Below are 12,161 nucleotides of genomic sequence, written 5' to 3'. Positions count from 1 at the left end.
GGCGAATGTTGCAACACAGTGAACAGTGACGAGGCGGGGCGGGATGGGCGCCCAAGCGATACCTATCGGTGATCGATCGTCGGTTGACGGCCCGTCGATCGGCTGGGTTGGATTGCCAGTGGGAACCATTGAGTTTTCCACGCGGGCACGGGGCCGGGCGTGGATTCCTGCGACCAAGGAGCCAGCGTGAATTCCTGGATTACCCGGCGGGTCACCGCCGCCTTCGGTGCTGCCGTGTTGACCGGTGCGTTCGTGGCCGGGTGCGGCAGCAGCGGCAGTTCGAACAACTCCTCGAACCCGCTGACCGGCGGGGGCGGCCAGGCCACCGGCTCCATCGTGGTCGGCTCCGACAACTTCCTGGAGAGCGTGCTGCTGGCGGACATCTACGGCCAGGCGCTGCAGGCCAAGGGCTACAAGGTCAGCTACAAGCTGAACATCGCCAGCCGCGAGGTGACCTACGGCCTGCTCAAGAGCGGCACGATCACGCTCAAGCCGGAGTACAACGGCGCGCTGCTGGCGTACTTGGACAGCCTGGCCAAGAAGACCACCCCGCAGACCTCGACCGACCAGGTGGACGCGGCGATCGCGAGCGAGCTCGCGCCGAACCTCGAGGTGCTGCAGCCCGCGCAGGCCCAGGACAACGACACCCTGACGCTGAGCAAGCAGGCGGCGGCGAAGTACCACATGACCGCGAGCTCCTCGATCGCGGACTTCGTGACCGCACTCAACGGCGCCAACGTCTCGATCGGCGCCGCGGCCGAGTTCCAGACCCGCTACCAGGGCATCCTCGGGCTCGAGCAGGCCTACGGGCTCAAGGCCTCGCAGATCACCTTCAAGTCGCTGGACGCCGGCGGCACGCTGACCGAGACGGCGCTGTCGCAGGGCGCGGTGGACGCCGGCGACCTGTTCACCACCGACCCGACGATCACCCAGAACGGCCTGGTCACGCTGACCGACCCGAAGAACATCTTCGGCCTGCAGAACGTGCTGCCGCTGGTGAACAAGTCGGCGCTGAGCTCCACCGGCGTGGACGCGCTCAACGCGGTGGACGCGAAGCTGGACAGCAAGACGCTGCTCGACCTCGACGTGAAGACCCAGGTGCAGAAGCAGGACCCGGCCGCGGTGGCCACCGCGTGGCTCAAGTCGGTCGGCCTGGTCTGATCGAGCGCTGTGTGATCCACCGTGGTCTGATCGAGCACTGCTGATCGAGCGCTGATTCCGCTCCACCGGCCGAGGCCCGGACCCGCCGTCTGACGGTGCGCCAGCAGGCGCGGGGTCCGGGCCTCGCCGACAGAAGGCTGATCAAGATATTGTCATGCTGGCGGGAACCGGCCTATCGGTACCCGCACCTGGAGCCCGTGCGGGCGTCCACGTACCCTTGCGTATGGAATGGCTCTGCCGTCCGCCCTGTCCGGCGGACGGCAGAGCTTTACACAGGTGGCGAAGGGACGCATGATGCGGGGCGCGATGGGTGATCGGAGGGCGCGGCGGCAGTTCGGCGGGCGGCCCGCGCTCCTGGTGCTGGTGGCGGTGATGCTGTGCGCGCTGATCGGGTCGGCGGGCGCGGCGGCCGCGAGTACAACCTCTGGTTCGGGTGCCACTCAGAGCTCAGGCGCGATCGCCACCGGCAAGACGGCGAACGCGCACCCGCAGCTGGTCCGGCCGTTCACCGGAACCGGCTGCCACACCTATAACTACTGGAACGGCGCGCACGTCTGCATCACCGTGGTCGGCACCGGCCTGAACATGCAGTCGGCCAGCGGCGAGACGGACGGCCCCGACACGGACACGGTCAAGCTCTGGGACACCGAGGGCGTGATCACCATATGGGGCCACCCCAGCGATCACTACATGACGATCAGCTGGGCCTCCGGCGGCGGCGTGTGGCTGGCGAACGGCGACAACATGTGCTTCACCGACACCACGCTGAATCAGACCGCCTGCCTCACGATGCATCCGTGACCGTTTGACGGGTGACGGCGCAGGCACCCAGCAGCTCGGCGGCCGCCGCGTGGGCGGCCGCCGGGTCGGCGAGGATTCCGGGCGCGGCGTAGGGGCGGTCCGAGCCGAGCACGATCCGTGCGCGCGCAGCTGACGCGGCCTTAGCGTGCTTTGTCTGCCCGTGACCGAATCCCGCCTCCAGTGGCGTATCTCCGCCACCTGCCGCGTCCAACGCCGACCCGAGAGCGGCCACGGCCACCGGGCCGTAGGACGAGGTATCGAACCAGACCCCTGAGTCGGCGGTCAGGTCAGGCCCGCCGCGGGCCGCGGCGCGTTCCCGGTGAAGCGGCGCGAGCCCGCTCAACATCGCGAAGCACACCTTGAGCGTGGGGTGCGCGGGACGCCCGAAGGCGGCGAAGGCGTAATACGCCGCGTGCATCTGCTGTACGTAGTCCACGTTCGCGGCCCACCACGGTGGCGCTCCGGGCGAGGCCGCGCGGCCCGCGTGGATGAACAACGGCTTGTCGCGCTCCTGCAACGCGCGCAGCAGCGGCTCACAGCGCGCGTATCCCGCCGCATCGGCGAGTGCGGTAGCGGGCAGTTGCAGGCCGACGCACCCGGCGTCCAGCCAGTGCGTCAGGTCGGCGGGATCGGGGTCGGTCACGCAGGCCGCGGCCCACGCGCCGAAGCCGGCCGGCAGCGCGAGCGCGCCGCGGTGGTACGCCTCCAGCAACGGAGCGGCTTCGGCGGCGGGCAGGTGCTCGATGCCGAGCGGGCTAGAGAGGGAGACCAGCGCCAGGTCGAGCAGGTCGACGCGGTTCATCCCGAGGCGCAGCGCCGGGTCGTGGTCGCGCGGATCGACGCGGTAATCCGGCTCGCCGTCGAGGACCAGGGTCCACCCGTCCCCCGCCAGACGCGGCACGCTCGCACGCCCCCGCAGCGCCGCGATGAACCCCTCGGTCCAAAGGTGCTGATGGACGTCTACGCGCACGGCCAGCCGCTCTTGCCGGGTGCCTTCTCTTCGATCGACACGGTTTCCGCCTGACAAGGGTATTGCGCGCGTCCCCGCCGAGCCGACAGGCTTGTCCGGTCCCTGCCACAAGCCGGGACAACGACGCCATGCGCCCGTCCAACCCACGAGGACGTGTTGTTCACATGCGAATAACCCGACGATTGTCGCACACCGGTGCGATGCTCACGATCATCGCCGCCGCGCTGATCACCGGGCTTCCCGGTTCCGCGGCCGCCGCCTCAGCCCCCGTCGAGATCAACTACCAGAACCCCGCCTCCGCGCTGCCTCCGGTCAGCCGCCCGGCCACCCCGCACTGCACGGTCACCGCCATGCAGCACGACTTCGCCAACAGCTACGGCCAGCCCTTCGTCGGCACCCTCACCGCGCCGAGCGCCTGCCCGGGCCCGTGGTCGAAGGTGGTGCTCGACTGGAGCGGCAGCGTCGCCGGACGCCAGTACGACCGGCTGGCCGGGGTCTGGATCGGCGGCGCCGAGGTGTTTCGCACCAGCACCCCGGAGCCGGACCCCGCGGGCATCTCCTGGCACGTGGACGCGGACATCTCCCGCTTCATCCCGCTGCTGCGCACCGCGCAACCACTGGTCGTCGACCTCGGCAACATCGTCAACGACACGTACACCGGGATCTATCACATGACCCTGACGGTCACCTACTACCAGGCCGGCCACGGGTACCCCGCCGCATCGACCGCCGACCAGGTCGTCCCGGTCAGCCAGGGCGGCACCACCTCGGCCGGCTGGTGGTCGCTGACCGGCGGGCAGAGCGCCACGCAGACGGTGACCTTCCCGCGCAATCTCTCCGGCGCGACGCTGGAGGTCTTCGCGCGCGGCGGCGGCTGTGAAGAGTTCTGGTACACGAACGTCCCCGACGCCTATAACCAGGCGCATCCGAGCTACGGGCTGTGCGGCGGCGGACCGTATCGCGAGGTGCGCGTCGAGGTGGACGGCAAACTCGCCGGGGTCGCGCAGCCGTTCCCGGCGATCTACAGCGGCGGGATCAGCCCACTGATGTGGCGGCCGATCATGAGCGTGGACTCGCTGCGCACCCAGCCTTACGCGATCGACCTGACCCCGTTCGCCGGGCTGCTCTCGGACGGGCAACCGCACCAGATCACGCTGCTGCCGCCGACCGGCATCACCGACGTGTGGACCATGGACGGCACGCTGTTCCTCACCACCGACCACCACGCCGCGCACACCGGCGGCGGGCTGCTCACCGACACGATCTCGGCCGAGCCGACGCTTTCCTCCGCGTGGACGACGCCGAGCACCGGCACCGACGTCATCGCGACGACCGCGTCACGCGACTGGACCGTGTCCGGATACGTCAACACCTCGCGCGGCCGCGTGGTCACCACCGTCCGGCAGCACATGACGTACTCGAACACGGACACGGTGACCCAGTCCGGCTTCGCGCAGACCGTCGTGCAGAAGGACAGCGGTTACACGCAGATGAGTACCTCCGAGCACCACTCCACCGGCACGCGGGACGGGTGGTCCTACCCGATCACTGTGACGAGTGTGTACCAGCCGAGCTCGACCGGTTCCGGTTTCCTCGTGCAGGGCAACGCCGACGTGTCCAGGACCGAGACGACGCAGGTAGCACTGGGCGATGACTGGCTCACCACGACGAAGGCCAACGACCGCGTCACGGCCAAGGGCGTCCTCCAGCGCGACGACGCCGGCGCGGTCGTGCAGGCCGACGGCTCCGACGCGGAGGACTACTCCTCGCTCTCCGCACAGGCCACCGCCTTCGACAACGCCGGGTGCTACCACCACCGGATCGAAGCGGATCACGGGTACGTGACCTCGGATCGCTACCTGGGCTGCTGGGGCTGAACTCCGGCCGAAACCTGCCGAAACCGGCCGGAACACACCGGACGCCGCGAGGGCGGACGGCTCACGCGCGAGCCGTCCGCCCTCGCCCTGCCGGGTCCCCGGAGCCTCTTCCCGAGCAGGGGCCTTGCTGTAAGAATGCGAACTCAGCGCCGCTAAGGTGTTGGGAGCGCAGCACGCCGCGGCTGATCTCCGTGGCGCCGATCAGGGAGCCGGACTTCGCTCCGGCTTCGGGGGCGGAATCGGAGCTCGAAATGAAGCCATATCCACCCGGTGATCCGCCGAACCGCCGAAGAGACACCGCCGACCGCGAGCAGGAGCCCACGCCCACGACCGAGCCGGTGAAAGGATGCTCACTCGCCGACGCCGTCCTCGCGGTGGCCGGGGAGCCGGAGCCCGAGGCCGCGCTGCGCCGAACCGTGGAGAAGGCGATGATCCTCACCAGCGCGCAGCACGGAGCGGTCGGAGAGCCGCCCGCGCACGCCCTGGAGACCACCTGGCTCGGCACGCCGATCCCGTTGGGGGCGACCGTTTACACGCAGCTCTATCTGACAGACAAGGCCGACGGCACGCGGTTCACGGCGCAGGACGAGATCGCGGCCGGCACCCTGGCGCGGGCCGCCGGGCTGGCGCTCGGCCACGCCAGCGAACGCGAGCGCGCGCAGTTGGAGCGCAGGCGCCTTACCGCGATCGGACGGTTGGCGGGCAGTCTGCTGGCCGGGGAGCCGCAGTCGGTCGCGCTGGGGGCGCTGGCCGAGCAGGCGCGCGAGCTGGCGGATGCCGACCTGGTGACCGTGACGCTGCCCGACGAGGACGGCGTGCATCAGATCCTTGAGGTGGCGGTAGGCCAGCGCGCCGAGCTGGTCAGGGGCCTGCTTTCAGTGCGGGACGGCTCGGCCACCGGCGAGGTGCTACGCACCGGGCGCGCCGCGATCTTCTCAGACATCGAAGCTGCCTCGGCGGGCGGCGAGGCAGCGGGATCGGGCGCCGCTGGGGATACCGGCACTGCCGGAAGCTCCGGCACCACGGCAGGTGCGGCCGGCCCGGGAATCGCCGCCGACCGGTTCGCCGAGCTCGGGGTCGGCCCGGCGCTGCTGCTGCCGATGGGCGCGGAGGGCCGGGTGCGCGGCGTGCTCGCGGTCTGCCGGCGCAAAGGGCGCGCCGCGTTCGAGCCCGCGATCCACGCGTCGATCGCCGAGCTCGCCAGGCAGGCGGCGCAGCTGCTGGACCTGGCCGATCGGCGGCTGGACGACGAATGGGTCCAGGTGTATCAGGACCGGGAGCGGATCGCCCGCGACCTGCACGACCTCGTGGTGCAGCGGCTTTTCGGCGTCTGCCTCGCGCTGGAGGGCGCGCGCAACCGGGCGCAGCGCGGCGATGTGGCCGAGCGGATCGGGCAGAGCATCGACGAGCTCGACGACACCATCCGGCAGATCCGCTCGACCATCTTCGCGTTGCAGGCCCAGGGTGCGGCCCGGCCCGGCTCGCCGCTGCGGCACCGGATCATCCAGGAGGTCGACGCCGCGCGCCAGGTGCTCGGCTTCTCCGCCGCGCTGCGCATGGAAGGCCTGATCGACACGGACGTGCCGCCGGCCGTGGCGGAGAACGTCATCGCGGTGCTGCGCGAGGCGCTGGCGAACGTGGCCAGGCACGCCCAGGCCAGGCGGGTCGAGGTGGACGTCGCGGTGAGCGACCGGGTGGTGATCGAGATCGTGGACGACGGCCTCGGGCCGCCCGCCTCGCTGCGCCGCAGCGGCCTGGCCAACCTGGCCCGCCGGGCCGAGCAGTTCGCCGGCGAGCTCAAGGTCGAGCCGGTACACCGGGGCGGCAGCGGACTCGGCACCGGCACCCGGATCAGCTGGCAGGTCCCGCTGCGCTGAACGGCCCCGGGATAGCCCGCACCGCACCACTCGACACCCGGATCAGCCGTCAAGCGTCGCCGAGGCCGCATCACGATCGCCGCGAGCGGGCCGGTCGTCCGTCAGCCTGCCGTTTCAGCCTTCTGCTTCCCGCCGCGCGCCGTTCTGCTTCTCGAGCCCGAGCCGGCGACCCGAGGTCAGGCCGGGGCGCAGCCGCACGATCGCCTCGCTGTCGTCGATCGTCCTCGGCCACCGCGGATCGGCCCGCAGCGCCGCGGCCTCCAGCCGGTCCTCGACCGGCTCGGCCCGGCCCACCACGGTGACCCACCAGCCCCCGTCCATGCCGCGGTCCAGCTCGTCCGCCTGGAGCCCGACCACCGCATGGTTGATCGGGGCCAGCAGCCAGTCCGCGCGCACCGTGCACACCAGCAGGTCCTCGTCCCGCTCGGCGTGCTCCACCAGGAAGTTGACCGGCACGACCGCGGGCAGTCCCGAGGCGGTGTAGACGATGCGCCCGAACGGCCGGGTCGAGAGCAGCGTGAGGCACTCGCGCCGGCTCAGCTCCATGACGCACTGCTCCACGACACCCCTGCCCGCGCCGCCGGGCCGTCCCGGTACGCGCCACCGCCTCGAACCGCAGCGGTCACCCTGGTCGCCATCGCTCTCCCCCTTCGCGTAGCAGACGACGTTCCGTCGCGAATGCCGCGATCTGCGCGCGCCGGGCCATGCCCAGCTTCTGCAGGAGCCGCGACACGTAATTCTTAACGGTCTTCTCGGTCAGTCCGGTTCGGTCCGCGATCTCCCGGTTCGTCAGACCCTGGCCGATCAGGTCGAGCAGGTGGTCCTCGCGGGCTGACAGCTCGAGCTCGGACCCGGCATCGCGCGGGACCGCGGCGCGAAGCCGGTCGAGCATGCGGGTCGTGGACGCGGGATCGAGGATCGACTCACCGGACGCGACCGCGCGTACTGCACTGATCAAGTCGTTACCGCGCACCTGCTTGAGCAAGTAGCCGGACGCGCCCGCCATCACGGCCTCGAACAGCGCGTCGTCATCGCTGTAAGAGGTCAGCATCAGGCAGGCCAGCTCGGGCATCCGGGAGCGCAACTCACGGCAGAGCGAGACCCCGTCGCCGTCTGGGAGGCGCACATCGAGGATGGCCACGCGTGGCCGCAGCGCTGGCACCAACCGCAGCGCCTCGGCCGCGCCGGACGCCTCCCCGGCGAAGACCAGGCCGGGCGCCGATTCGATCAGATCCCTGACTCCGCGCCGGACGATCTCGTGATCGTCCACGACCGCCACCCGGACGGCCTCGCCCCCCGGATGCCCCGGTTCCTCATCCACCGCCCGCTCCTCGCGACGTCTCGCTCGACCGCCGCACCGCGGCGAAGCGTCACTCATGAAGATTTCGACCACTGGCACGCTAATTGAGGCCGGTGCGCGCCGGAAGGGGGCCGCCGCAACCACATCTCCGCGGGTGCGGACCGGACCGGTGGGAAGTGAAAGTTAGCGCGCGCCCGGCCGCGCGCCCGGCCGCACACTCGATCGCGCGCACCGGGCGCGGGTAAAAGCCGCCCGCCGCGGTGAACCCCGGCGCGGGCGCCGCCGTGAAGGAGGCAAGCTCCCCTCTCACCCGCGGAGCGACCCGGCGTCAGGAGGCGAACATGGACTCGGAAGACACCGAGCTGAGCCCGCGACCGCGGCGGCGCGGCCTGCGGCGGAACGCGCGGCGGTCCCGGCGCGAGGCCTGGAACCTGCGCTTCGAGTCGATCGGCGCGCGGATCCCGGCCGCGATGGTGGTCAAGTCGCCGACCCTGCTGCGGGCCGCCGTGGAGGAGGTGTGCTGGCAGGTCGCCATGGACTCCTGGCTGGCGACCCGCCCGCACCGGTGGCGGCGGCGCGCGTATGCAGCCTGGGCCGCTCAGTTCAAGGAGCTGGAGCGGCGCCGCGAGCAGCTGCGTCAGCTGGTCGAGGCGGAAGTGCTCGCCTGCTGAAAGTGCCGGGCACCGCCCCGGTCCCCAGCCGACTGCCCTGGTCCTCGTCCCCAGCCGCCGGCCGGCTCGCTCAGCCCCGGCTCAGTTCGCTGCGTCCGCGGGAGCGTGCCGCCGGCCACGGCCCAGCCAACCGGCCAGCCCGGCCGCGAGCAGGTCGCCGACCGTGGTCAGCAGCCGCGAGACCAGGGCCACGGCCGTCGCCTTTCCCGCTCCGAGCACCGGAGAGAGCGAGGCGACCAGCACCACCTCGCGCACGCCCGCGCCCGCCGGCGCCAGCACCACCAGGAAGCCCGCGCACCAGGCGAACGCGAAACCGCCGGTGGCGAGCAGGAACGTGCGGCCGTCCGAGGCACCGAGCCGCACCGCGAGCAGCCACACGCTAAGGCCGTTGAGCACCCAGTACAGGACCGCCCACAACGTCGCCGAGACGACCGCGCGGCCGGAGAGCGGCACCTCCTGGACCGGCCTGCGGGCCAGCCGCAGCAGCCGGTCAAGCGCTGGGTTGAGCACTCTTGGATGCAGCGCGACCAGCAGCACGGGCGCGGCGAGGAATGCCCAGCCGTAGCCCCCGGTGGTCGAACCGGTCAGCCCGGCCACGGTGCAGATCGCCGCCACGATCAGGCCCGCCGCCAGCGACACCAGTATCGTGATCACGGCCACGGTGGCGGAGCGGCGCCGCGGGATGCGCTGCGCCTGCCCGAGCTCCATCTGCGCCAGCACCGGCCAGACCGCGCCCGGCAGATACTTGCCGACCTGCCCGACGAAGAAGATCCGCGACGCGGGCGCGAGCGGCACCCGCGACCCGGCGGCGGTCAGCAGCGAGCGCCATTCCAGCATCGAGGCGAGCAGCGCGAGCAGCACCAGGCCGAACGATCCGGCCACGACCGCCGCGCCGAGCCCGGAGAGCCCGGCCCGGACCTGGGACCACTCGTCCTCGATCGCGTAGCCGCCGAGCCCGACGGCGAGCAGCACGAATCCGACGCGCACGGCCGCGCTGCCGAGCAGCGCCTTGGCGCGGGCCGTCGGCGATCTGCGCGCGGCGGCGGGGTCTTGGCCGGTGTCGCCGCCGCTGGGAGCGGACGCGTCGTCGTCTCCGGCGCCGGCCGTTTCGATCGGCTTTGTCACGGTCGTCGTCCGGTCCTTCACAGGGCGAAGCCTAACGGCAGTTCCTGACCGGCTTACCGCAACAGCGCGGGACGCGGCGGCCGAGTCGGCCACTATTGTCTGTTGCCATGCGAGTGACGGTCTTCGGCACGTATGACGCCAAGGCGCATCCCCGGGTCGCCATCATCGCCGACGGCCTGCGCGCGCACGGCCACGAGGTACAGGAGTGCAACGCCCCGCTCGGCCTGGACACGGCCGCCCGCGTCGCCATCCTCGCGCAGCCCTGGCGGGTGCCGGTGCTGCTCGGCACCCTCGCCCGGCGCTGGCTGGCGCTCGCGCGCGCCGCCCGCCGCCAGCCCCGCCCCGACCTGGTCCTGGTCGGCTACCTGGGGCACTTCGACGTGCGGCTGGCCAGGCGCCTGTTCCGGCGCACCCCGATCGTGCTCGACCACCTCATCGGCGCCAGCGACACGGCCCGCGACCGGCAGCTTTCCGGCGGCGGGATCAAGGGCGTCCTGCTGCGCGCGATCGACTCGGGCGCGCTGCGCTCGGCCGACCTCGTCGTCGTGGACACCGAGGAGCATCTCGACGCGCTGCCCCCGCAGCACCGGGAGCGGGCGGTGGTGGTTCCGGTCGGCGCGCCGCGCGCCTGGTTCGACGCCGCCGTGAACGTGGACAGCCCCGAGACGAGCGGCCCGTCGCCGCTGCGCGTGCTCTTCTTCGGTCTCTACACGCCGCTGCAGGGCACGCCGGTCATCGGCCGCGCCCTGGCCCGGCTGGCCGGAGCCCCGGTCGAGACCACCATGGTCGGCAAGGGCCAGGACGGCCCCGAGACCCGCCGAGCCGCCGAAGCCAACCCGGCCGTGCGCTGGCTCGACTGGGTCGCCCCGGACGAGCTTCCGTCCCTGGTCGCACGGCACGACGTGTGCCTGGGCATCTTCGGCACCGGACCCAAGGCGCTGCGCGTCGTGCCCAACAAGGTCTTCCAGGGCGCGGCGGCCGGTTGCGCGATCGTCACCTCGGACACGGCCCCGCAGCGCCGCCTGCTCGGCGACGCCGCCGTCTTCGTGCCGCCCGGCGACCCCGACGCGCTGGCCGAGGCATTGCTGCGGCTGGCCGAAGACCGCGCCGAGCTGCGCCGGGCCCGCGAGGCCGCGCGGAGCCTCGCGCTCGGTTCGTTCGCCGCCGAGCAGATCGTCACCCCGCTGATCAAGCGGCTCGGCGAGCTGCCGGCGCGGAAACACACGGTGACCTGATAGACAGACGACCTGATAGGCATACGAACCCGACGTGACGAAAGGCTGGACATGAGCGAGCACGGTCCGCAGATACCGGACGCGGTCTCCGGGACGGGGGCGGCCGGCGCCGCAACGCCCGGCTCGGGACCGGCTCCGGCCGAACCGGGCGCGCCCGAAAGCCGACCGTCGATGGACCGGCTCGCCCCTCTCGCGGCGAACGCGTGGCTGCGTTACGACGTGATACGCCGCATGATCCCCCACGGCGTCAGCGACGTGCTGGAGGTCGGCTGTGGCATGGGCGCGGTCGGCGTCCGGCTCGCCGCGCAGTTCAACTATCTCGGCTTGGAGCCCAGTCCGGAGTCGTTCGCCGTGGCCAGCCGCCGGATCGCGCTGGGCGGCCGCGGCGAGGTGCGCAACGTGCTCGCCGACGAGCTCGATCCGGCCGTGCAGTTCGACCTGGTCTGCGCCTTCGAGGTGCTTGAGCACATCGAGGACGACGCCGGGGCGCTCGATTCATGGGCGCGGCGGGTGCGTCCTGGCGGCTGGCTGTTGCTGTCCGTGCCGGCTCACCAGAGCCGTTACGCGGCGCACGACGTGCTGGCCGGTCATTTCCGCCGGTACGAGCGCGCTGACCTCGCCGCGTTGCTGGAGAAGGCCGGCTTCTCGCAGGTCGAGTCGCGCGAGTACGGCATGCCGCTGGGCTACCTGCTGGAGACCGCGCGCAACGCGGTCGGGAAGCGGAAGCTCGCCGCGGCGCCGGGAGCGTCGATGGAACAGCGCACTGGGGCGTCCGCGCGCCTGCTTCAGCCGAAGGGGCTGCTTTACGGAGGGGTGGCCCGGTACGGAACAGCCCCGTTCCGGTACTTGCAGCGCGGCTTCCCGGGCGTCGGAACGGGGCTGGTTGTGCGGGCGAGGCTGACGGCCTAAGGGCGGGTCGGCGACCCGCCCGCAGCTCGCGTCATTCCCCCCGGGAGCGGACGATCAGGTCGGCCAGCAGCGCGAGCGAGCCGATGATCAGACCGCTGAGGAAGATCAGCACGGTGTCCCCGGCGATGCGCACCGGGTGCATCACCATGTCGTAGATGCCCTTGCCGAAGCCGATGGCCACCAGCCACAGCGCCGGCGGCATCAGCACCTTGAGCGGGTTGAAGTACATCACCAT

11 protein-coding genes and 1 pseudogene are annotated in these 12,161 nt (G+C 71.7%); 7 read left to right on the top strand and 5 right to left on the bottom strand.

Annotation, left to right across the window (positions count from 1 at the left end):
* The first annotated feature begins 186 nt into the window (after positions 1 to 186).
* Positions 187 to 1,161, top strand: coding sequence for an ABC transporter substrate-binding protein (locus tag VFB40_RS07825; protein ID WP_324848629.1), 975 nt, complete (start codon positions 187 to 189; stop codon positions 1,159 to 1,161).
* Positions 1,162 to 1,389: 228 nt separating this feature from the next.
* Positions 1,390 to 1,962 carry a hypothetical protein gene (locus tag VFB40_RS07820; protein ID WP_324848628.1) on the top strand — a complete coding sequence of 191 codons (573 nt, stop codon included), beginning with the start codon at positions 1,390 to 1,392 and terminating at the stop codon, positions 1,960 to 1,962.
* On the opposite strand, the gene VFB40_RS07815 is transcribed toward VFB40_RS07820, so the two are convergent.
* Positions 1,946 to 2,932, bottom strand: a complete 987-nt coding sequence (locus VFB40_RS07815; RefSeq protein ID WP_324848627.1) for an amidohydrolase family protein — start codon at positions 2,930 to 2,932, stop codon at positions 1,946 to 1,948. The genes VFB40_RS07820 and VFB40_RS07815 overlap by 17 nt on opposite strands.
* A gap of 200 nt (positions 2,933 to 3,132) precedes the next feature.
* Between VFB40_RS07815 and VFB40_RS07810 the strand changes: the two genes are divergently transcribed.
* Positions 3,133 to 4,809, top strand: a complete 1,677-nt coding sequence (locus VFB40_RS07810; RefSeq protein ID WP_324848626.1) for a peptide-N4-asparagine amidase — start codon at positions 3,133 to 3,135, stop codon at positions 4,807 to 4,809.
* A gap of 251 nt (positions 4,810 to 5,060) precedes the next feature.
* Positions 5,061 to 6,686 carry a sensor histidine kinase gene (locus VFB40_RS07805; protein ID WP_324848625.1) on the top strand — a complete coding sequence of 542 codons (1,626 nt, stop codon included), beginning with the start codon at positions 5,061 to 5,063 and terminating at the stop codon, positions 6,684 to 6,686.
* Between the two features lie 114 nt (positions 6,687 to 6,800).
* On the opposite strand, the gene VFB40_RS07800 is transcribed toward VFB40_RS07805, so the two are convergent.
* Together VFB40_RS07800 and VFB40_RS07795 are read right to left on the bottom strand one after the other, a co-directional pair.
* A complete protein-coding gene (locus tag VFB40_RS07800; protein ID WP_324848624.1) occupies positions 6,801 to 7,232 on the bottom strand; it encodes a pyridoxamine 5'-phosphate oxidase family protein in 432 nt (143 codons plus the stop codon).
* Between the two features lie 76 nt (positions 7,233 to 7,308).
* On the bottom strand, positions 7,309 to 8,007 hold the full coding sequence (locus tag VFB40_RS07795; protein WP_324848623.1) for a response regulator: 699 nt from the start codon (positions 8,005 to 8,007) through the stop codon (positions 7,309 to 7,311).
* A gap of 320 nt (positions 8,008 to 8,327) precedes the next feature.
* Here VFB40_RS07795 and VFB40_RS07790 point away from each other — a divergent pair, with 320 nt between their 5' ends.
* On the top strand, positions 8,328 to 8,657 hold the full coding sequence (locus VFB40_RS07790) for a hypothetical protein (protein WP_324848622.1): 330 nt from the start codon (positions 8,328 to 8,330) through the stop codon (positions 8,655 to 8,657).
* An 81-nt stretch (positions 8,658 to 8,738) separates the two neighbouring features.
* Here the strand turns inward: VFB40_RS07790 and VFB40_RS07785 are convergent, their stop codons facing one another.
* On the bottom strand, positions 8,739 to 9,782 hold the full coding sequence (locus VFB40_RS07785) for a lysylphosphatidylglycerol synthase domain-containing protein (protein ID WP_324848621.1): 1,044 nt from the start codon (positions 9,780 to 9,782) through the stop codon (positions 8,739 to 8,741).
* A 107-nt stretch (positions 9,783 to 9,889) separates the two neighbouring features.
* Between VFB40_RS07785 and VFB40_RS07780 the strand changes: the two genes are divergently transcribed.
* Both VFB40_RS07780 and VFB40_RS07775 read left to right on the top strand, forming a co-directional pair.
* Positions 9,890 to 11,017, top strand: a complete 1,128-nt coding sequence (locus VFB40_RS07780; RefSeq protein WP_324848620.1) for a glycosyltransferase — start codon at positions 9,890 to 9,892, stop codon at positions 11,015 to 11,017.
* 51 nt (positions 11,018 to 11,068) lie between these two features.
* Entirely contained in the window at positions 11,069 to 11,926 is an 858-nt protein-coding gene (locus tag VFB40_RS07775; protein ID WP_324848619.1) for a class I SAM-dependent methyltransferase, read from the top strand.
* Between the two features lie 31 nt (positions 11,927 to 11,957).
* On the opposite strand, the pseudogene VFB40_RS07770 reads toward VFB40_RS07775, so the two are convergent.
* Positions 11,958 to 12,161: pseudogene (locus VFB40_RS07770) on the bottom strand (glycosyltransferase family 2 protein); the annotation flags it as partial.

The organism is Actinocrinis sp. (assembly GCF_035650855.1).
Lineage (GTDB): Bacteria > Actinomycetota > Actinomycetes > Streptomycetales > Catenulisporaceae > Actinocrinis.
This window is presented reverse-complemented; position numbering and strand designations above follow the sequence as displayed.

Coding starts and splice junctions, on each gene's coding strand:
- VFB40_RS07805 (WP_324848625.1), top strand. CDS start 5,061: ATGAAGCCATATCCACCCGGTGATCCGCCGAACCGCCGAAGAGACACC.
- VFB40_RS07810 (WP_324848626.1), top strand. CDS start 3,133: ATGCTCACGATCATCGCCGCCGCGCTGATCACCGGGCTTCCCGGTTCC.
- VFB40_RS07820 (WP_324848628.1), top strand. CDS start 1,390: ATGGCTCTGCCGTCCGCCCTGTCCGGCGGACGGCAGAGCTTTACACAG.
- VFB40_RS07790 (WP_324848622.1), top strand. CDS start 8,328: ATGGACTCGGAAGACACCGAGCTGAGCCCGCGACCGCGGCGGCGCGGC.
- VFB40_RS07780 (WP_324848620.1), top strand. CDS start 9,890: ATGCGAGTGACGGTCTTCGGCACGTATGACGCCAAGGCGCATCCCCGG.
- VFB40_RS07800 (WP_324848624.1), bottom strand. CDS start 7,232: ATGGAGCTGAGCCGGCGCGAGTGCCTCACGCTGCTCTCGACCCGGCCG.
- VFB40_RS07775 (WP_324848619.1), top strand. CDS start 11,069: ATGAGCGAGCACGGTCCGCAGATACCGGACGCGGTCTCCGGGACGGGG.